This window comes from Pseudomonas sp. GW458-11-26-14-LB4, assembly GCF_059423925.1.
The window spans coordinates 38806-58473 of the sequence record NZ_JBWKYU010000011.1 but is presented as its reverse complement, the minus strand read 5'-3'; the positions used below and the strand labels follow the sequence as shown (position 1 = coordinate 58473).

The 19668-nt window shown below is 62.1% G+C and carries 18 protein-coding genes; 11 read left to right on the top strand and 7 right to left on the bottom strand.

Going from position 1 to position 19668, the window contains the following annotated elements; all coding sequences use genetic code 11:
* Positions 1-55 precede the first annotated feature (55 nt).
* Positions 56-1966 carry a tyrosine-protein phosphatase gene (locus tag AC07XZ_RS16225; protein WP_102686730.1) on the top strand — a complete coding sequence of 637 codons (1911 nt, stop codon included), beginning with the start codon at positions 56-58 and terminating at the stop codon, positions 1964-1966.
* A 29-nt stretch (positions 1967-1995) separates the two neighbouring features.
* On the opposite strand, the gene AC07XZ_RS16220 is transcribed toward AC07XZ_RS16225, so the two are convergent.
* The 3 genes from AC07XZ_RS16220 to AC07XZ_RS16210 form a co-directional block, all read right to left on the bottom strand.
* Entirely contained in the window at positions 1996-2964 is a 969-nt protein-coding gene (locus tag AC07XZ_RS16220) for an AraC family transcriptional regulator (protein ID WP_085747458.1), read from the bottom strand.
* A 124-nt stretch (positions 2965-3088) separates the two neighbouring features.
* Entirely contained in the window at positions 3089-4765 is a 1677-nt protein-coding gene (locus AC07XZ_RS16215; RefSeq protein WP_085747457.1) for an MFS transporter, read from the bottom strand.
* A 231-nt stretch (positions 4766-4996) separates the two neighbouring features.
* A complete protein-coding gene (locus AC07XZ_RS16210; protein ID WP_085747578.1) occupies positions 4997-5380 on the bottom strand; it encodes a DUF6124 family protein in 384 nt (127 codons plus the stop codon).
* Between the two features lie 464 nt (positions 5381-5844).
* Between AC07XZ_RS16210 and AC07XZ_RS16205 the strand changes: the two genes are divergently transcribed.
* The 4 genes from AC07XZ_RS16205 to AC07XZ_RS16190 all read left to right on the top strand — a co-directional run bounded on the left by AC07XZ_RS16205 (position 5845) and on the right by AC07XZ_RS16190 (position 9600).
* Entirely contained in the window at positions 5845-6276 is a 432-nt protein-coding gene (locus AC07XZ_RS16205) for an HhH-GDP family DNA glycosylase (RefSeq protein ID WP_102686731.1), read from the top strand.
* Positions 6273-7004: a DUF72 domain-containing protein gene (locus AC07XZ_RS16200; RefSeq protein WP_085747455.1), complete on the top strand. Its 732-nt coding sequence runs from the start codon at positions 6273-6275 to the stop codon at positions 7002-7004. The genes AC07XZ_RS16205 and AC07XZ_RS16200 overlap by 4 nt, the downstream gene beginning before the upstream one ends.
* A 101-nt stretch (positions 7005-7105) precedes the next feature.
* A complete protein-coding gene (locus AC07XZ_RS16195) occupies positions 7106-7486 on the top strand; it encodes a RidA family protein (RefSeq protein ID WP_065261325.1) in 381 nt (126 codons plus the stop codon).
* Positions 7487-7611: 125 nt separating this feature from the next.
* Positions 7612-9600, top strand: coding sequence for a peptidase U32 family protein (locus AC07XZ_RS16190; protein ID WP_102686732.1), 1989 nt, complete (start codon positions 7612-7614; stop codon positions 9598-9600).
* Between the two features lie 60 nt (positions 9601-9660).
* On the opposite strand, the gene AC07XZ_RS16185 is transcribed toward AC07XZ_RS16190, so the two are convergent.
* Positions 9661-10971: an MFS transporter gene (locus AC07XZ_RS16185; RefSeq protein WP_085747453.1), complete on the bottom strand. Its 1311-nt coding sequence runs from the start codon at positions 10969-10971 to the stop codon at positions 9661-9663.
* Between the two features lie 496 nt (positions 10972-11467).
* Here AC07XZ_RS16185 and AC07XZ_RS16180 point away from each other — a divergent pair, with 496 nt between their 5' ends.
* Positions 11468-12493: a GlxA family transcriptional regulator gene (locus AC07XZ_RS16180; RefSeq protein ID WP_085747452.1), complete on the top strand. Its 1026-nt coding sequence runs from the start codon at positions 11468-11470 to the stop codon at positions 12491-12493.
* A 21-nt stretch (positions 12494-12514) separates the two neighbouring features.
* Here the strand turns inward: AC07XZ_RS16180 and AC07XZ_RS16175 are convergent, their stop codons facing one another.
* Complete coding sequence (locus tag AC07XZ_RS16175) at positions 12515-13579, bottom strand: alpha/beta fold hydrolase (protein WP_085747451.1); 1065 nt, start codon at positions 13577-13579, stop codon at positions 12515-12517.
* A 211-nt stretch (positions 13580-13790) separates the two neighbouring features.
* Positions 13791-13985 carry a PLDc N-terminal domain-containing protein gene (locus AC07XZ_RS16170; protein ID WP_041475233.1) on the bottom strand — a complete coding sequence of 65 codons (195 nt, stop codon included), beginning with the start codon at positions 13983-13985 and terminating at the stop codon, positions 13791-13793.
* A gap of 166 nt (positions 13986-14151) precedes the next feature.
* On the opposite strand from AC07XZ_RS16170, the gene AC07XZ_RS16165 reads away from it, so the two are divergent.
* The 4 genes from AC07XZ_RS16165 (at position 14152) to AC07XZ_RS16150 (ending at position 16654) form a co-directional block, all read left to right on the top strand.
* Positions 14152-14988: an AraC family transcriptional regulator gene (locus AC07XZ_RS16165; RefSeq protein ID WP_085747450.1), complete on the top strand. Its 837-nt coding sequence runs from the start codon at positions 14152-14154 to the stop codon at positions 14986-14988.
* Positions 14989-15039: 51 nt separating this feature from the next.
* Positions 15040-15636 (top strand): LysE family translocator, encoded by a 597-nt coding sequence (locus AC07XZ_RS16160; RefSeq protein ID WP_085747449.1) that lies wholly within the window; start codon positions 15040-15042, stop codon positions 15634-15636.
* Positions 15637-15741: 105 nt separating this feature from the next.
* On the top strand, positions 15742-16437 hold the full coding sequence (locus tag AC07XZ_RS16155; protein ID WP_102686733.1) for a tRNA (adenine(22)-N(1))-methyltransferase: 696 nt from the start codon (positions 15742-15744) through the stop codon (positions 16435-16437).
* Between the two features lie 52 nt (positions 16438-16489).
* Positions 16490-16654 carry a DUF2986 domain-containing protein gene (locus AC07XZ_RS16150; protein WP_102686734.1) on the top strand — a complete coding sequence of 55 codons (165 nt, stop codon included), beginning with the start codon at positions 16490-16492 and terminating at the stop codon, positions 16652-16654.
* Positions 16655-16695: 41 nt separating this feature from the next.
* Here the strand turns inward: AC07XZ_RS16150 and AC07XZ_RS16145 are convergent, their stop codons facing one another.
* Complete coding sequence (locus AC07XZ_RS16145) at positions 16696-19080, bottom strand: DUF3772 domain-containing protein (RefSeq protein WP_102686735.1); 2385 nt, start codon at positions 19078-19080, stop codon at positions 16696-16698.
* Positions 19081-19238: 158 nt separating this feature from the next.
* On the opposite strand from AC07XZ_RS16145, the gene AC07XZ_RS16140 reads away from it, so the two are divergent.
* Positions 19239-19580: a hypothetical protein gene (locus tag AC07XZ_RS16140; protein WP_102686736.1), complete on the top strand. Its 342-nt coding sequence runs from the start codon at positions 19239-19241 to the stop codon at positions 19578-19580.
* Positions 19581-19668: the final 88 nt, after the last annotated feature.

Below are 19668 nucleotides of genomic sequence, written 5' to 3'. Positions count from 1 at the left end.
TCACATTACCTTGCAGATAGTGGGCAGCCCAACCGGTTTTCAATGAGGCTGCATCGTGTTTCCACGTTTTCTGTGTTCGCTGTCCGTGTTGAGTCTGTCCATCGCCGCCGTCCACGCGGCCGACCTTGATACCCCGCGCCTGCAAGGCATCGACAACTTCCGCGATGTCGCCGGTATCACCACGGCCTACTCGACGACCCATGACGGCACCATGCGCTCCGGTGTGTTCTACCGCTCCAACGCGCTGACGCCGACAGCATCGGACCTGGCGACCCTCAACGGTCTGGGGATCAAGGCCGTTTACGACCTGCGCACCCCAAGCGAAATTGCGGCCACGCCGGACACGATGATCAGCGGGGCAACCTATCAGAATATCGACATCATCGGCGCCACCACGTCGGGGGCGAACATCACCACGGTCTCGTTCAAAAACGCGGCCGAAGCGACTGCGATGATGCAAGAGACCAACCGTGCGTTTGTCAGCGACGCCGGCATGCGCGGGCAGTTGGGCGTGCTGTTCAACGAACTGGCCGGCGTCGACGGCGCCGCGCTGTTCCATTGCACCGCCGGCAAGGATCGCACCGGCTGGACGGCCGCTGTGCTGCAAAGCATCGCCGGGGTCGACAACGCGACGATCATGAGCAACTACCTGGCGACCAACGACTACACCGCCGACCGCGTTGCCAAGACCCTGGCGATGATGCCGCCGAGCATGGCCGCGATCTACGCGCCGCTGCTGGGTGTCGAGGCGAGTTATCTGCAAGCGGGCCTCGATCAGGTGGCCGCGCAGTACGGCAGCATGGACAACTACCTCAAACAGGGGCTGGGTCTGTCCCAGGAAACCATCTATGTACTGCGCGGCAAAATGGTCGAGTACAACAGCCTGCCGGGTCAGGTCGGGCTTATCGGCAACGCTGCCGCCGGTGCGCAACTGTTGCGGGAGTTGCAGAACAGTAAACTCTCGGGCACCTACAGCGCCTACAACTACTACCTGCAATCGGCCATCGACGCCGGCACCCTCGGCGGTGTCGAGTCCACGGTCGGCGGTCAGGTGCACGCCGATGCGGCGAGTTACCTGCTGCGTCAAAACGCAATGATCGAGCAGGCCGCCGCGCCGTTCGCCAGCGGCACTGACCTCAAGGTCGGCCATTACCGCTTGTGGAGCACCGCGCTCGCCGGTTACCTGGGCACCGACGGTTCGGCCCATGCGCAAAGCAGCAACGAACACAGTCAGGGCCTGATGGTTGGCGTCACTCAGCGCTTCTCCGAACAATTCAGCGCTCGCGGCGGCATCGGTTACAGCAAAGGTTCGGTGGGCGGCGCAGGTGGCGAGGCAGATACCGATTTCACCTTCCTCGACCTTGGCGCCCGTTATGGATTCACCAGCCTGCAACGTGGGCTGTTTGTCGATGCCAACCTCAGCGCCGGTTACGTCGACTACGACAGTAAGCGCGACCTCGGCGGCGGCTTGGGTTCGGCGAAGGGCGACACCAACGGTAATCTCAGCGGCGCCACGTTGGCACTCGGTTATCGGATGCCGCTGAACACTGTGATTCTGGAGCCGAGCCTCGGCGTGCGCGTCAGCCGTCTGGACCTGTCGGGCTTCCAGGAGAAGGGCAGCGAATTGGCGCTCAATGTGGACGACATTCAAGAAACCCGCCGCAGTGCGGTGGCCAATCTCGACGTCTCGTTCGCCCCGATGCCGATGGGCGCGTGGCAACTGGTGCCGGGCGTGCGGGTCGGTTACGAGCATGTGCTGGGCGATCATCAGGTCGACAGCGAGGGCCATCTGCTGGGGCTGGATATCGAGCAGCGCGCGGCGTTCGACAACCGCGATCAGTTCAGCGGCGGCGTCAACCTGATGGCCAATCTCGGTGCTCTGAGCCTGGGCGCCGAAGTCGGTGCCAGCGGTGGCGGCGACAGCCACGGTTTCAGTGGCGGGCTCAAGGCCAGTTATCAGTTCTGACCAACTGACGTTTAAGACAAAGGACTGCCTCAGCGCAGTCCTTTTCGCATTTCTGCAGGACTCACGCCGTAGGCGTCCTGAAAGTACTGGCAGAACCGGCCGACGTTGCTGAACCCGAATTGCAGGGCCACATCGGTCACCGATGACGATTGGCCTTGCTTCAATGCATCACAGGCGCGCTCCAGTCTGACCTGTCGCTGGTACGCGACAATCGAGGTGCCGACGAACCGCCGGAACCCTTCCTGCAACGCCCGCAGACTGACGTTCACCAACCCCGCCAGATCCGTCCCGCTGACCATACGCTCGGGATGCGCCTGAATGTACTCGATGGCCTGCTTCACATGCCGTGGTGCAATCAACGCCTCGGGTCGGCGCAGGGCCTCGCTGAAGTTGTGTGGCCAGGCCTCCAATACCGCGTCCACCAGCATCTCCCGCAGCCGTGACGGCATCAGCGAGCCAGCGTTCAACAGCAGATCGAATTCCGCACCGGTGGCCAGATCGATCAGCGCGCGAATGCCCTGAAACGCCGGGCTGTTCAGATCCACCCTCGGCTCGAAATGCAGCTTGTGCACGATCGGTTTGCCCAGCAGGGTCGACAGCCGTTCGGTGAGCGCCGCACGGCTGATCGACATGCCGTGCTGGGCATGATTGTCGATAAAACGCATAGAACGCAGGTCAGCTTTGTCGATGGCCAGCCCCACATCGCTCAGCCCCACGGATTCATGGTTGAACACGATCTTGCCGGCGGTGGGAATGACGAAGGTGATTTCATCGAACGGCTCGGGAAACGCCACCGTGAAATCGCCCCGGTAATGCATGCGCCGGAAACTCACGCCTTCGTACCGCCCGTAAACGCCGCCAATGATGATGTCTTTGGGCGGCGGTGGTGTGTCGCCATAACGGTTGCCGAACATTCGCGAGAACAGGGCGCCGAAGTCGTCACTGGCCATGTTGTCGGATCGCAGGATGAGGGTCTGGCGCGTCGGGCTTGAGTACACCGGGAGGGTCACCTTGGTGGTCGGGGCATCGGGGCGCGACGACGTTACCAAGGGAGAATGACGCCGATGTGACAACGCTCGATGCTGTGCGTGAACGCCACGCACAGCATCGAACAGAGTTGAGTCAGGTGTGATGAATGTCCCGATCCTTGGTCTCCGGCATGAAGAAGATCCCCAGAATCGCCGTCATCACCGCAATCACGATCGGGTACCACAAGCCGTAGTAGATATCCCCGGTGGCCGCGACCATCGCAAACGCCACGGTCGGCAGGAACCCGCCAAACCAGCCGTTGCCGATGTGGTACGGCAGCGACATCGAGGTGTAGCGGATGCGCGCCGGGAACAGCTCCACCAGCCATGCCGCAATCGGGCCGTAGACCATGGTCACGTAGATGACGAGGATGGTCAGCAGGAGCAGCACCATCGGGTAATTGGTCTTGGCCGGGTCGGCTTTTTCCGGGTAACCGGCTTCTTTCAGCGCGGCGCCGAGGCTGGCAGTGAACGCGTCGTTACGGGTCTTGAAGTCGGCGGCCGGCAGGGTCGTGCCTTCAAAGCTTTCGATGACCTTGTCGCCGATGCGCACCTGGGCCACGGTACCCGGTTCCGCCACCACGTTTTCATACGGGATCGCCCGTTTGGCGAGGATGGTTTTCGCCAGATCGCACGAGCTGGTGAATTTGGCCTTGCCCACCGGATCGAACTGGAACGAGCACTGGTCGGGGTTGGCGATCACTTTGACCGGGTTCTTCTCTTGGGCGACGAATACGTCGGGGTTACCGTACTGAGTCAGCGCATGGAAGATCGGGAAGTAGGTCACCGCCGCCAGAATGCACCCGGCCATGATGATGCCCTTGCGCCCGATGCGGTCGGACAGGCTGCCGAAAATCACGAAGAACGGCGTGCCGATCAGCAGCGAACCGGCGATCAAAAGATTGGCGGTCTGCGGGTCGATCTTCAGGGTTTGAAGCAGGAAAAACAGCGCGTAGAACTGCCCGGTGTACCAGACCACCGCTTGGCCTGCGGTGCCGCCGAGCAGGGCCATGATCACGATTTTCAGATTCTCCCAACGGGCGAAGGACTCGGTCAGCGGGGCTTTCGACGACTTGCCTTCTTCCTTCATTTTCTTGAACACCGGCGACTCGTTCAGTTGCAACCGGATGTACACCGAGACCGCCAGCAGCAGGATCGACAGCAGGAACGGAATCCGCCAGCCCCAGGCCTCGAACGCTTCGGTACCCAGCGCCGTGCGGCAAGCCAGAATCACCAGCAACGACATAAACAGGCCCAGGGTCGCGGTGGTCTGAATCCATGACGTGAAATAACCGCGTTTGCCCTTCGGCGCATGCTCGGCCACATACGTCGCCGCGCCGCCGTATTCGCCGCCCAGCGCCAGGCCTTGCAGCAGGCGCAGGGTAATCAGAATGATCGGCGCCGCGACTCCGATGGTCGCGTAACCGGGCAGGAATCCGACAATCGCCGTCGATACACCCATGATCACGATCGTGATCAGAAACGTGTGCTTGCGCCCGATCATGTCACCCAGTCGCCCAAACACAATTGCCCCGAACGGGCGCACCGCAAAACCGGCGGCAAAGGCGAGCAGGGCGAAGATAAACGCCGTGGTCTCGTTCACCCCGGCAAAGAAGTGCTTGGCGATGATCGCCGCCAGGGAGCCGTAGAGGTAGAAGTCGTACCACTCGAACACCGTGCCGAGCGACGACGCAAAGATGACCTTGCGCTCCTCCCGGCTGACGCTGTGGTGCGGGGCACTGCCTGTGGACATGCTGTCGAGTACTGCCATGGGTGTTCTCCGTCGTGCTTGTTTTTGTAGGCCGGAGCACTTCATCAACGTCGCGTACCCAAGGCCTGTGGCGGATGCCGGTTCAGGTATTTCGTGGAGCGTGCACAGAATCACCGCCCCGCGCGGGAGGGCGGGGTTTCATTGAGCATAATTGGGATTGGGGGGATATCCAGTGGCGGGGATTGATCGACTGATGCAGGGGCGGCAGGGAGAGACCTGCCGCCAAGGGTTTTATTCCGTCGGCACAACGTTATCCAGTACCTGATTCACCGCCAGTTCCGCCAGCATCACGATTTGCGCGATGCCCTGCGCGGTTTTGCGGTGGGGGCTTTCGAGGAGGTCGACGAAGTTGTTGAGCATGACGTTGGCTGAGCCCAGGGTTTCGACGGCGTCGGCGAGCAGGGCTTCGTTGTTGCTGTCCGGGTTGGCCTGGTAGAGGCGGTTGGGGTAGTAGGGCGCGGCCATCATGTGGGCTGAGATCGGGCCGAGGTGGTAGTCGAGGGCGCGGTTGGCGGCTTCGTTGAATCTCTTGGAGTCAGGGCATTCGTAGGGGGACGTTGGGTCGGTGATGCTGGACGGTTCGGTGACCGGAGGATTTGGCGTGACTTTGAACATGTTCATTCTTTTCCTGTTTTGAAGCCGCCAGACCCGAGCTACTAAACAGGGGTGGTGGCAGCTGTGCGCAGGTTAGTAGACCGGGGAAAAGAAGAAAGCCGGCGTGCCCGGGGGCACCCTACGCACAGCCACCATCAAATACAGGTATGGGAATACCTGACTGACAGACACTTGTGCACTCTTCAAATACCAACGGGCTACTAAACCCGATCACTGCAAATCAGTGACCCGATCCAAGTTACCGGCCGACCCCAAGGCGCACAAGCCGGCGGATTCTGGCGCAGCGGTAGGCTCTGGCGCAAGGATTTGTAGGCATCCGGACGCATTCCGACATGTCTTTAAACGGCGTGATTCAAACCTGTTTATCGATCATCGCCCGACGAGGAGAAACCTGACGCTTTAAGCTCCAAAACCATTCGTCGCCAGCCCCGCACTCATCACGCCGCCCCTCGCTCAAAAGCTGCATGACCAAAACCATCAACGTCCAAGACTTGCACATCGACCTGCATCCGCTGAACGAATCAGCCTTGTTCAAATGGCTGCTCGCCAGTTTCCTGATGGGCAAACGAATCCAGGCCGAGATTGCCGCCGAAGCCTATCGAGTGATTGTTGAACGACACCAGCGCGATACGCCGCGCAAACTCGGCCATTGCACCCACCGCGAGCTGGTGCGGATGCTCGGCGAGGCGCATTACGTGCGTTACGACGAAACCACCGCCGAGCGCCTGCTCGCGCTGGCTGTCAAACTGAATGAAGAATATGCCGGGCGGGTAATGAACATGGTCGAGGCGAGCGCCGGCCGCCAGGACTTCGAAAAACATTTGCAAGCCTTCGACGGCATCGGCCCGAAAACCGTGGAAATTTTCATGCGTGAAGCAGGCAAGGTGCTGTTTTGAGTGCGTCGGCGATCTTCATCGGTAGCGCCGGTTGGAGCCTGCCCCGCGAATACTGGCCGTCATTCCCGGAGCAGGGCACTCACCTGCAACGCTATGCCGCACACCTCAATGGCGTGGAAATCAACAGCTCCTTCTACCGTCCGCACCAACGCCAAACCTACGCCCGTTGGGCCGAGTCGGTGCCGGACGGATTTCGCTTTTGCGTGAAAGTGCCCAAGTCGATCAGCCATGAGCGGCGTCTGCGGGACTGCGAACATGAGCTCGATGCATTTCTTGAACAGTGCTCGGGGCTGGGCGATCGCCTGGGTTGTCTGCTGCTGCAGTTGCCGCCGTCGCTGGCGTTCGACGAAGCGCTTGCTGAGGCCTTTTTGGTCGAGTTGCGCCAGCGTTATTCCGGGGCTGTGGTGCTTGAACCGCGTCACGAGTCCTGGGCCGCCGCCGAACTGCTGTTGATGGCATATCGCATCGCGCAAGCGGTGGTCGATCCCTCGCGAATCAGCACCGATGCGGGTCCGAGCGGCTGGCCCAACGTGCGTTATTGGCGCCTGCACGGTTCGCCGCGCATTTATTACAGCCCCTATGACTCGGCGTATCTGAAAACGCTCGCCGGTGATTTGCGGGTGGCGGCTGTCGATGGCGTCGAAACGTGGTGCATTTTCGACAACACCGCCAGCGGCGCGGCACTCGGCAATGCGCTGGAACTGCGGCGGATACTGGCGCAGGGCTGACACACCGCGTCGGGACTTCCAACCGGCGACCGGGTCTGTAAACTGGCCGCCCGAAACGGCGCGCGATGGCGCCGTCCTCACTGCCAGCGAAGGACTTTCCCATGGCCAACCAAGACATCACCTACACCCCGGACCCGGATGCAGACTCGATCTCTTCGGACGTGACCGAATTCAACGGCATCCTGATGTCGACCCAGATTCCGACCCGTGCCGATGGCAGCCTGGAACTGGGCGACGTCACCGCGCAAAGCGAATGCACATTGCAGGCGTTGAAAGTCGCGCTGGAAAAGGCCGGCAGCTCGATGGACCGCGTGCTGCACCTGACCATTTACCTGACCGACATGGCTGATCGTGCTGCGTTCAACGAGGTGTACAAGCGCTTCTTCGCCAAGCCTTGGCCTGTTCGCGCGGCGGTTGGCGTGGCGGCGCTGGCGGTTGAAGGGATGAAGGTGGAAGTGACTGCAATGGCCGCGAAGGCCTAAGTTTGCGGTTCGGTAGGGCAGCTCTGCACTGAGCAGGGCTGCCACCCGGCAGCACAGGCGTGCCGCCCACGCGTTTCGCGGCTACAATGCGCGCCTCGACCGTGACAGCCTGACTAAAAAAACATATGTCCTTGCCCAAACATCACCTGGAACTGCTCAGCCCCGCCCGCGACGTGGCCATCGCCCGCGAGGCCATCCTGCATGGCGCCGACGCGGTGTACATCGGCGGCCCGAGCTTCGGTGCGCGCCATAACGCCTGCAACGAGGTGAGCGAAATTGCCGAACTGGTGGAATTTGCCCGTCGCTATCACGCGCGCATCTTCACCACCATCAACACCATCCTGCACGACAACGAACTGGAGCCGGCGCGCAAGCTGATCCATCAGTTGTACGACGCCGGCGTCGATGCGCTGATCGTCCAGGACCTGGGCGTGATGGAACTGGACATTCCACCCATCGAGCTGCACGCCAGCACCCAGACCGACATCCGCACTCTTGAGCGGGCGAAGTTCCTCGATCAGGCCGGTTTTTCGCAACTGGTACTGGCCCGTGAACTGAACCTCAAGGAAATCCGCGCGATCGCCGATGAAACCGATGCCGCCATCGAGTTCTTCATTCACGGCGCGTTGTGCGTGGCGTTCTCCGGTCAGTGCAACATTTCCCACGCGCAGACCGGGCGCAGCGCCAACCGGGGCGACTGCTCCCAGGCCTGCCGTCTGCCGTACACCCTGAAAGACGAAAAGGGTGGCGTGATCGCCTACGAAAAACACCTGCTGTCGATGAAGGACAACAACCAGAGCGCCAACATCCGCGCACTGGTCGAGGCCGGTGTGCGTTCGTTCAAGATCGAAGGTCGCTACAAGGACATGGGCTATGTGAAGAACATCACCGCCTATTACCGCCAGCGCCTCGACGACGTGCTCAACGACCGTCCGGATCTGGCCCGCGCTTCCAGCGGCCGCACCGCGCATTTCTTCATGCCGGACCCGGAAAAGACCTTCCACCGTGGCAGCACCGACTACTTCGTCAGCGAGCGCAAGATCGACATCGGCGCGTTCGATTCGCCGACCTTCACCGGTCTGGCGGTGGGCACGGTCGAGAAAGTCGGCAAGCGTGACATGCAGGTCATCACCCACGAGCCGCTGTCGAACGGCGACGGCCTCAACGTGCTGGTCAAGCGCGAAGTGGTGGGGTTCCGCGCCAACATCGCCGAAGCCAAGGCCGAGTTCGAGGAAGAGGGCGAGAAGCGCTATCGCTACCGCGTCGAGCCGAACGAAATGCCGGAAGGCCTGTACAAGCTGCGCCCGAACCATCCGCTGAACCGCAACCTCGACCACAACTGGCAACAGGCATTGCTCAAGACTTCCGCCGAGCGTCGTATCGGCGTGAGCTGGCTGGCGAAGCTGCGTGAAGAGCGTCTGGAACTGACCGTGACCAGCGAAGAGGGCATCAGTGCCAGCGTCGCGCTGGAAGGCCCGTTCGGCGTCGCCAACAAACCGGAACAGGCGCTGGAAACCTTGCACGACCTGCTCGGCCAACTCGGCACCACCGAGTACCACGCGACCTCGATCAAACTGGATGCGCCGCAAGCGTTCTTCATCCCGAACTCGCAGCTCAAGTCGTTGCGCCGTGAAGTGATCGAAGCGCTGACCGCCGCCCGTGTTGCCGCCCACCCGCGCGGTTCGCGCAAGGCCGAGACCACGCCACCGCCGGTGTACCCGGAAGCGCATCTGTCGTTCCTGGCCAACGTCTACAACCAGAAGGCTCGCGACTTCTACCACCGTCACGGCGTGAAGCTGATCGACGCCGCGTACGAGGCCCACGAAGAGGCGGGCGAAGTGCCGGTGATGATCACCAAGCACTGCCTGCGGTTCTCCTTCAACCTGTGCCCGAAACAGGCCAAAGGCGTGACCGGCGTGAAAACCAAAGTCGCGCCGATGCAGCTGATTCACGGCGATGAAGTGCTGACCCTGAAGTTCGACTGCAAACCGTGCGAAATGCACGTGATCGGCAAGATGAAGGGCCACATCCTGAATCTGCCGCAGCCGGGCAGTGTGGTGGGGCATATCAGCCCTGAAGACCTGATGAAAACGATCCCGCGCGCGCCGCACTGATTAGCAGGCAATAAAAAACCGGTGACGAAAGTCACCGGTTTTTTTATGCCCGCCAGAAACTCAGCTGGCTTCGTAGCGCGATCCTGATTGCGGCGCCGCTTCGCCGCTCAACGCATCGACCATCGGCGGATGGTCCTGTGCTGCCTGACGCAAATCCTCGGTCACCCGCAGCTCGGCGCCGGTGGGCGAGAACGTCGCTGCCGCCGCAAACGGGGCCGGGTTGGCCGGCACCGGACGCTTGCCGCGACGCCAGAAGAAGAACGTCACCATGGCCAGGTTGACCAGCGCGAAGGCCCAGAACAGGCCGGTTTCGCCATGGGCGTTCATCGCCGGGGAGATCAGCAGCGGGCTCATCGCCGAGCCCAGCGAATTGATCAGCAGCATGCCCTGAATCATCGGCACCAACGTTTCGACCGGCGCACGGTCGGCCGCATGGCTGACCGCAACCGGGTACAGCGCGAACACGCCGCCACCCAACAGGAACAGCATCGCCGCGAGCATGGCCGAGGACAGCGGCACCAGCACGATCACCAGCGACAGCACGGTGCATGCGGCGCACAGCACCGTCAGCACTTGCAGGCGATCCTTGCGGTCGGACCAGCGCCCGACCGGGTATTGCAGCAGCATCGCGCCGAGGATCGTCCAGGCCATCATGCTGCCGACTTCGCCGACGTTCAGGCCGATGCGTTGCAGGTACAGCGGCAGCAGGGTGTAGATCGCCGCGATGGTCACGCCGGAGCCGAAGCAGCCGACCAGTCCGGTGGGCGATACGCCCAGCAAGGCCCGTGGTTTGAGCGGTTCGACCTGTTCCAGCAATGGCGACACACGCGGCAGGATCACGATCGGTAGCACCGACAAGGTCGCGAGCATGCCGGCGACCATGAACGGCGCGGTGTCGCCCAGCCCGGTGATTTTCCCCAAAAACGCCTGACCCAGCACGCCGGCGCCGTAGAGGACGATCATGTACAGCGCCAGCAGACGGCCGCGAATTTTCGCGTCACCGGCCAGCAGCAGCCAGCTCTCGATCACCAGAAACACACCGACCGTGGCCCAGCCGTTGATCAGGCGCAGCATGACCCAGCCCCAAGTGTCATAAAACAGCCCTTGCAGCAGGATGGTCGCGGCGATCAGCGAGGCGAAGCTGCTGTAGGCGCGGATGTGGCCGATGCGCAGGATCAGCCGGTCGTTGAAGATCGCGCCCAGGGTCAGGCCGATGAAATAGGCCGAGGACACGATGCCGATCATCGTCGCCGATTCGCCGGCAGCACCCAGGCGCAGGGTGGTCAAAGAAGACAGAAAGCCGTTGCCCAGGGCAACAATGAATAGCCCGAGCAGGGGCGCCAGCGCCATGGCCAGCAAACGCGGTGTCATAAAAACCTCAAGTGATCGAACAGCGGAACGTGCGCCTCTGCGCATGCGAGTGCCAAGCCGAAGTGTGTTGAAGACAAACGACCGCCGAACGGGCAGGACGATTGAGCCAGGCACGCTTCGTGGAAGTGGCCGGCTGTTCAAACCTGAGGGTTGTCATGGCTGCGGGCAGGCGCCGGTCGGGCGACTGCAAGAGGAGGCGCGATTTTAAGCCTTGTGCAGCGTTTGCCAAGGTGCCGGGCCTGCGACGTTGGGACGCAGGCTCGCTCGTTTCAGCACTGATCGCGCTGATCGTTCCTACGCTCTGCGTGGGAATGCAGCCCGGGACGCTCCGCGTCCCTCCCAACGCCGGACGCAGAGCGTCCATGGAGGCATTCCCACGCAGAGCGTGGGAACGATCAAGGTCAACGGCGTGGGAGCGATCTCTGGATGGGTACTTGCGTCGTTTGCGAGTAATTTGCTGCGGCGCCAGTTAGCATGGCGCCATAACAACGAAACGATGGACCCCACCTTGATCGAACGACGCCAATTCAGCGGTGGCATGAAGGGCAAGAACCTTCGCTACCTGAACGAGCCCGCCAGCGGGCCGGGACGCATGACCCGCACCGGGTTCGTGCTGCTGGAGCATTTTTCCCTGCCGGCCTTCACCCAGGCGCTGGACACCCTCGTCACCGCCAATCTGCTGCGCCCCGGTCTGTTTTCCACGCGCACTTTCGGCTTGAGCGACGGCGAAGTGATCAGCGATCTGGGGCTGGTGATTCGCCCGGACTTGCGTCTGGAAACCAGCGCGTTGCAGGAACTGGATCTGCTGGTGATCTGCGGCGGCTACCGCACGGAATTGAAGGCGAGCGACGAGTTCATCAACCTGCTGAAAATGGCCGCCGAGGCCGGAGTGATCCTGGCCGGGTTGTGGAACGGCGCGTGGTTCCTGGGTCGGGCAGGGGTGCTGGAAGGCTATCGCTGTGCGATTCACCCGGAGCATCGGCCGGCGCTGGCGGAAATTTCCAAGGCGACTCAGGTCAGCAGCGAACCCTACGTGATCGACCGCGACCGGTTGACCGCGTCCAGTCCGTCCGGCGCGTTCCACATGGCGCTGGACTGGATCAAGGGCCTGCACGACAAGGCGCTGGTCGAAGGCATCGAAGACATTCTGGCGTTCGAGGAATCGCGTTACCGGCGGATCAAGCCGACCGAGAACCTCTGCGTCAGCGCGCCGTTGCGTGAGGTGGTGAAGCTGATGGACGCCAATCTCGAAGAACCGCTGGAGCTGGAGCAACTGGCGGTGTATGCCGGGCGTTCCCGGCGTCAGCTGGAACGGCTGTTCAAAGAACAACTGGGCACCACGCCGCAGCGTTATTACATGGAGCTGCGCATCACCGAGGCCCGGCGTTTGTTGCAACACACGGAGTTGTCCCAGGTGGATGTGCTGGTGGCCTGCGGATTCGTCTCGCCGAGCCATTTCAGCAAGTGCTACAGCGCCTATTTCGGTTATCGCCCATCCAAAGAAAAACGGCTCGTCAAATGACGAGCCGTTTGGCGTGCCGCTTCAGAGGTGATCGGCGTCGATGATCGCCTGAGCGAAGGCTTTTGGATCTTCCTGCGGCAGGTTGTGCCCGATGCCACCGTTGATCAGGCGGAACTGGTACTTGCCGGTAAAACGTTTGGCGTAGTCCTCGGGCGCCGGGTGCGGCGCGCCGTTGGCATCGCCTTCCAGGGTGATGGTCGGCACGCTGATCGACGGTGCGGTGGCGAGTTTCTGTTCCAGTGCCTCGTACTGGCTTTCACCCTGCACCAGGCCCAGGCGCCAGCGGTAGTTGAACACGGTGATCGCGACGTGATCCGGGTTCTGCAATGCCTTGGCGCTGCGGTCGAACGTGGCGTCGTCGAAGGCCCATTTCGGTGACGCCAGTTGCCAGATCAGCTTGGCGAAATCATGGGTGTTCTTGGCGTAACCGGCCTCACCGCGGTCGGTGGCGAAGTAGAACTGATACCACCATTGCAGTTCGGCCTTGGGCGGCAGCGGGTTCTTGCCGGCGGCCTGATTGCCGATCAGGTAACCGCTGACCGAGACCAGCGCCTTGACCCGCTCCGGCCACAGCGCCGACACGATGTCCGCCGAACGCGCACCCCAGTCGTAGCCGCCGAGCACGGCTTGTTTGATTTTCAGGGCATCCATGAAATCGATCACGTCACTGGCCAGCGCCGCCGGCTGACCATTACGCACGGTCTTGTCGGACAGGAAATGCGTGTCGCCATAACCCCGAGCGTATGGCATCAACACCCGATAACCCTTGGCCGCCAGCAGCGGCGCGACGTCGTCGTAGCTGTGAATGTCATACGGCCAGCCGTGCAGCAGAATCACCACCGGGCCATTGGCCGGGCCGGTTTCGGCGTAGGCCACGTCGAGCAGGCCGGCCTTCACGTGTTTCAGCGGGCCGAAGGGCAGATCGGCCTTGACGCTGGCGGCTGCGGTCTTGACCGGCGCGGGGGCTGCGGTTTGTGCCTGGGCGAAGGCGCCGAATTGCAGCAGCGCGGTGGCTAGAATCGACAGGCCCAGCAGGCGGCGACGGTTTTTTCCAGTGTGGACGGCGGTGTGCAGTGCAGGCTTCATGGCAAGTCTCCTTGGTAATCGGTGAGGGCAGGGCGTTGGCTGAACCCTTCGAATCTGGAGCCCATTAAAGACTGGCCACGTATCTGCGCTGTTTCCGTTTTCGTTGGCTGATGCGCGGGCATGTATCCGGGAGGCGTTCGTACACACTGCGATACAAACCAGCGGCCAACAAAAAGCCCCGAATGTTCGGGGCTCCTGCTTGCCTTGGGCTTCAGGCCTGCGTGACGTGCTTGGGCCCGGCCAGCGCCCAGGCGATCAGCCCGAACAGCGGCACAAACACGATCAATACGATCCAGACACCTTTGTTGCTGGCTTTCCCCTCACTCTTGCGCACCCGGTTGATCGCCCACAATTCGATGAGCAAAAGAACGACGGCCAGTACGATCCACGTGGTTTCAATTTGCATGAGCTACCTCCTGATGGTCTCTGGCTTAGGCGGGCCGTGGCACTCAGGGTTCATTAAATTTGCTGGGTGGTCTGCCTGGTTCACGTGCACAAATGTTCTAAACCCATCGGCAAAGTCGCGGTAACGTAGACGTCCTCAACGACCAACACTGCCTTCGGAGCCTTGCGTGGACAAACGCAACTGGATCGAGCTGTCCCAGGATGCCGACACCGGGATCGAGTCGATTCGTGCCCACTTTCAGGGACATGCCTACGATCCGCACTGGCATGACAGCTTTCTGGTGGGCGTCACCGAGCAGGGCGTGCAGCAGTTTCATTGCCGGCGCGTGCGCCATCTGAGTACGCCGGGCAAGATTTTCATGCTGGAGCCGGGGGAGATCCACGACGGGCACGCGCCGACGGAGGAGGGCTTCACCTATTCCATGCTCTACCTCGACCCGCACTGGCTGGAGCGCGAATTGCGCGTGCTGTTCGAGCATGCGCCGGACAACAGCCAGCTCGGGTTCACCGATACCCTGAGCCAGGATTCGCGCCTGTCCACGGCCATCAATCTGGCCTTCAACGCCCTGCATCAAGGCGACTTGCGCATCGTGCGCCAGACCGCCATCGACACCTTGCTCGGTTCGCTGACGTCCCACCTCGACTGGCGCAAGCGTCAACCGTTCGATCCGCGCCTGCCACGTGTGGCGCAGGTGGCGCGGGATTATCTGCATGCGCATGCCTTCGAGGACATCGGGCTGGACGACGTGGCCCAGGTCTGCGGGGTAGATCGCTTTCGTCTGACCCGTGCGTTTAAGGCCGCTTTCGGGCTGGCGCCACACGCCTACCTGATTCAGTTGCGCCTGGCCCGCGCCCGGCAGTTGCTGGCGCGCGGCGAAACACCCGCCACCGTCGCCAGCGCCCTTGGTTTCGCCGATCAAAGCCATCTCGGGCGCTGGTTCCGCCGTGCCTATCACCTGACGCCGGCGGATTACCGCAAGCGCTGCTCAAACCTTCCAGACTGAACCCCGTACAACCGCGACCATGACTTCCTGTTTTGATTCGGGAGTCCTGTCATGGAATCGTTGCTGCCTTTTCTGCTGTTTTCCTTCGTCGCCTCGATCACCCCGGGGCCGACCAATATTCTGGTGATGAGCCACAGTTCGCGACGTGGCCTGACGGCAACAGTGCCGATCATCTTCGGTGCGTGTGTGTCGGCGGCGCTGGTGGTGTTGGTGGTCGGCCTCGGCGTGGGAGAAACCTTGCTGCGCTATCCCCGCGTGCAGCAGGCGATGGCCTGGGCTGGCGTGCTTTGGCTGAGCTGGCTGGCGTGGCAGATCTTTCGCAGCACGCCGCCGTCGCTGGACTCGGCAACAGCGGCTGATGACGGCTTCAACGTGTTCGGCGCCGTCGGCCTGCAATTGATTAATCCCAAGGTGTGGATGATGGCCGTGGCGGTGGTGAGCGTGTTTGGCGGCAACGGCGACGACAGCGCGCGGATGCTGCTGTTGTCGGCGGTTTTTCTAATGGTCTGCCTGCCGTGCATGACGGCGTGGGCGCTGCTGGGCGTGGGCAGTGCTCGGTTTTTTGGCGAGCCACTGGCATTGCGGCGCATGAATGCCGGGCTGGCGTTTTTGTTGTTGCTGTCGGCTTGGTTGACGGTGTTGGTCTAGGCATCGCGGTTGGTCACATAAATTTGAAATCCCCGCCGTTGCCCCCCAGAATCGCGCCCCGATCCGGCCACTAGCGCCGGGCGTTCAGAGTGAAAGGGGTTGCGGTTGAACGAACAGACATTGTCCATGCGCCTGGAGCGGGTGGCGGCGCACGTGCCCGCCGGTGCGCGGCTGGCCGATATCGGCTCGGATCACGGCTACCTGCCGGTGGCCCTGATGCGCCGTGGCGCGATCGCGGCGGCGGTGGCGGGCGAGATGGCCGAGACGCCGTTCCGTTCGGCGCAACGTACCGTGCGCGACAACGATCTTGAGCAGCAGATCACCGTGCGCTTGGCCAATGGCTTGATGGCCGTCGAACCGGAAGACGGGATTACGGCAATTACCGTGTGCGGCATGGGCGGCGAAACCATCCGCGACATCCTCGAAGCCGGCAAGGCGCGCCTGAGCGGCCGCGAGCGCCTGATCCTGCAACCCAACGGCGGCGAACAACCGCTGCGGCAATGGCTGATGGACAACGGGTACCGCATCCTTTGCGAAGAAATCCTGCGGGAGAACCGTTTCGACTACGAAATCATCGTGGCCGAGCGGGGCGAGCCGGTGAGGTATACCGCCGAGGAATTGTTCTTCGGGCCATTGCAATTGCAGGCGCGCAGTCCGGCGTTTGTCAGCAAGTGGCAGCACCGGCTGCGGCACAAGCAGCAGACGCTGGCTCACTTTGGACGGGCTCGGCATGCCGTTTGTGAACACAAGGTGCAGGAGCTGACGCAGCAGGTGCGCTGGATTACTGACGTGCTGGGGTGAAGCAGGCCCAACGCTGATATCATCCAACAACTTTCAAGCAGGCCAAAACACCATGAACCGTCAGAAAAAACTGCAACAGCTCTTCAAGGAAAAATCCAGAAAGGCCAACGCCAAACTGGCACCCAAGAGCAACAAACCGAAGTACATCAGCAAGGCGGATCGCTTGAAGCTGGAGGCTGAAGCGGCGCCGGAGTCGACTGACACCACTGAGGCCTGATCAGGCAGGCGCGCAGCAGTACAGACCCCATAGGTTTTTCATCAGGTACTCGGCGGCTTCGCCAGCTCAATCCCCGCCGCCCCCAGCCGCTTGAGAATCTCGAACAACAAATCACTCTTGGTCGTCCCGACAATCCTCGGGCTCGCCACATACCCGGTCACGGTCAACGTAATCCCGTCCGGCGTCAGCTTGCTGAAGCGCACGAACGGTGCCGGTTTTTCGAGGATGGTTTCGTGTTCCTTGTAGGTGTCGAACAGCAGGTTCTGCACCTGTTCGGGGTCGATATCCAGCGGGAACATCAGCTCCAGCGTCGCTACGCCCTGGGCGCTGCCGCCGAGGGTGACGTTGCGCAGGTTCTGCGAGATCAACTGCGAGTTGGGCACGATCACGATCGAGCGGTCACTGAGCTGGATTTCGGTGGCGCGCACGTTGATCCGGCGGATGTCGCCCTCGACGCCGCTGATGCTGATCAGGTCGCCGACCTTGACCGGGCGTTCTGTGAGCAGGATCAGCCCCGAGACGAAGTTCTTCACGATCTCCTGCAAGCCGAAGCCGATGCCCACCGACAGGGCGCTGACGATCCACGCCAGGTTGGTCCATTGCACGCCCAGCGATGACAGGGTCAGCAGGATCACCACCGCATAACCGATGTTGGAAAACAGCGTGCTGAGCGAGGCGCACATGCCCGGGTCCATGTCGGTCTTGGGCAGGAACTCGTTGTCGAGCCAGCGGCGCAGGGCGCGGATCAGGTAGATGCCGATCAGCAGCGCGAGCATCGCGTTGAGCAAATGGCCGGGGACGATGTTCAGTTTGCGCAGGCCGGCACCGCCGAGGATCGTGCCGATGTTGTTGGCCAGTTGGCCGAGTGTGGTGCCGATCCCGCCGACGAACAGAGTGATCACCGCCAGCAGCAACAGCGCAGCCCGACCGAAACCGGCCAGCAGGGTCGAGGCCTGTTCGAGGCGCCGGTCGCCGACCCCCAGCAGCTGTTTCAGCGCCTTGCCGCTGGAGTGGCGGGGCGAGAAGAAGTATTCGCAGCTGTCGCTGAGCAGTTGCATCAGCAGATAAAACCCGGAAAACACGATAAACGCCCACACCAGTTCGTAGGTGATGAACCGCGCGAGCGACACATAACCCGTCAGCAGGGCGCCGAACGACAGCACCATCGCCAGGGTGGCAACGGTGTAAACCACCCCGGCGAAGGTGTTGCCCGCCACTTGGGTGTCACCGGCTGCGGCCAGTGTTTTGCGCAACCTGCCGACGCGCATCAGCAGCGTGGTGACGATACCCAGCACCGCCAGCGCAATGATGCCTCTGCCTGCGAGCACGATCTGACTGCTCATGCCGGCGGCATTGCTGACTTGCACCGCCGTCACCAGCACCAGCAGCGTCGCGGCGAGGATCCGTGCGTAGGGATGCAGCGCGAGCGCCACCGGGTCAGCCACCGCCGGCAGTCGCCAGGACGGGTGCTCGGTCGAGAGCAACGCGCGGCTGAGTCCCGTGATCAGCACGCAGGCATAAACCACTTTCCCGAACTCCTCGGAAAATGTCGCCAGCATCGGCGGCAACGGCACATGGCGGGTGCAGGCGTAATAGAGCAGTTGCAGGGCGATGGCGGTGGTCGCTAGTGTCGCCAGCGCCGAGGCGAACGCCAGCGAACTGCGGCGCAGTCGACCCTCCGGCATGCGGTGAATGCACACCCACGCCAGCCAGCGGTCGGCCAGTCGCCGACCCAGCGTCCAGACGACGAAGGCCAGCACCACCAGCAGGGCGGTGTAAAGTCGCTGACCCGGTTGCCAGGCTTCGGCGCCGGTCTGTTGCACCTGATCGACGAAAGAGCGCAGACGCTGGCGGTCATCCGCCGACGGATTGACAAGGGGAGCCCAGAAGCCGGGATTCAGAATGCTGTGGGTGCTGAGCGTCAGCTCGCTTTCGAGCAACGTGCGGCGGATACCGGCGATCTGGGTGATCAGCTCCGTGGCGTTTTGCTTGAGGGTGGCGAGGTTCTTCAACGCCGTATCGACTTTGGTTTTCTGCTCGATCAACGTCGCCCGTTGCGCGGCGATATCGGCTTGTTCAGCGGCGACCGCTTCGGCCGGCGCGGCCCCGAGCACGCCCAGTTGCACGGTCAGTTGCGCCTGCTGCGGCAACAGCGAGGCCGATAGCCGATCGATGTCCAGAATGAACGTCTGCACCCGGTCCTGCGGGCCTTCGAGCTGGTTGTAATTGTTGGCGGACGAGATCTGCTGCTTGAGGCCGTCGAGGCGTAGTTGCAAGGCCTGCAGATCGCTTTGCGTGACGCCGGGGAGCGGGGCGCCGGTGCTGACATCCGGTGTGCCGGACACATCGGCGGCCGATACCGCCGCCAACCCCGAACCAAGCAGGATCAGAGCGATGAACATCAATGACTTCAATGCATTACGCATGGGACTGGGCGATTCCGGTTGATCACACAAGCATTGAGGTTAGGTGATAGGGCGCCTGCTGCATCATTTTTTGCTGCTAATCCTGGCTTAATGCGTGTCCGGTGAGATCGCTGGGCAGCCGATTGTAGGCGCCCGTTTTCACGACTAGACTCCCGGCCATGAAACGCTATCTGCGGTTTTGTCTCGTTTTCCTGATCAGCCTGGCGCTTCCCCTCAGCGGGATGGCGGGCGTGCAGGCACCGACAGAACCGTGCCCGATGCAAACAATGGGCATGGCGATGATGGACGGCATGAACATGGATTGCTGCAAGGACATGAAGAGTCCTGCCGACCATGGCTCCCCCTGCAAACCCGGCCAGGAGTGCAAGACCGGCGGCCTGCTGCAAGTCGCGATCCTCAAGCCGCCCGTTACCGTATTCAGCCCTGTCACGCATTCGTTCTTCACTGATTCCCTGCCGCTAGCGGCCCCGTCCGGGGTCTGGCGACCGCCCCGCACCTGATTCCTGTCTCCCCTTGAAGCTCATTCCGCCCAGGCGGAGTGATTTGGCTGTGCGCGTGTTTTTCGCCGCGCGCAGTGAACGATCACAG

Coding starts and splice junctions, on each gene's coding strand:
- AC07XZ_RS16215 (WP_085747457.1), bottom strand. CDS start 4,765: ATGGCAGTACTCGACAGCATGTCCACAGGCAGTGCCCCGCACCACAGC.
- AC07XZ_RS16210 (WP_085747578.1), bottom strand. CDS start 5,380: ATGTTCAAAGTCACGCCAAATCCTCCGGTCACCGAACCGTCCAGCATC.
- AC07XZ_RS16205 (WP_102686731.1), top strand. CDS start 5,845: ATGACCAAAACCATCAACGTCCAAGACTTGCACATCGACCTGCATCCG.
- AC07XZ_RS16195 (WP_065261325.1), top strand. CDS start 7,106: ATGGCCAACCAAGACATCACCTACACCCCGGACCCGGATGCAGACTCG.
- AC07XZ_RS16190 (WP_102686732.1), top strand. CDS start 7,612: ATGTCCTTGCCCAAACATCACCTGGAACTGCTCAGCCCCGCCCGCGAC.
- AC07XZ_RS16185 (WP_085747453.1), bottom strand. CDS start 10,971: ATGACACCGCGTTTGCTGGCCATGGCGCTGGCGCCCCTGCTCGGGCTA.
- AC07XZ_RS16180 (WP_085747452.1), top strand. CDS start 11,468: ATGGACCCCACCTTGATCGAACGACGCCAATTCAGCGGTGGCATGAAG.
- AC07XZ_RS16175 (WP_085747451.1), bottom strand. CDS start 13,579: ATGAAGCCTGCACTGCACACCGCCGTCCACACTGGAAAAAACCGTCGC.
- AC07XZ_RS16170 (WP_041475233.1), bottom strand. CDS start 13,985: ATGCAAATTGAAACCACGTGGATCGTACTGGCCGTCGTTCTTTTGCTC.
- AC07XZ_RS16160 (WP_085747449.1), top strand. CDS start 15,040: ATGGAATCGTTGCTGCCTTTTCTGCTGTTTTCCTTCGTCGCCTCGATC.
- AC07XZ_RS16150 (WP_102686734.1), top strand. CDS start 16,490: ATGAACCGTCAGAAAAAACTGCAACAGCTCTTCAAGGAAAAATCCAGA.
- AC07XZ_RS16145 (WP_102686735.1), bottom strand. CDS start 19,080: ATGCGTAATGCATTGAAGTCATTGATGTTCATCGCTCTGATCCTGCTT.
- AC07XZ_RS16140 (WP_102686736.1), top strand. CDS start 19,239: ATGAAACGCTATCTGCGGTTTTGTCTCGTTTTCCTGATCAGCCTGGCG.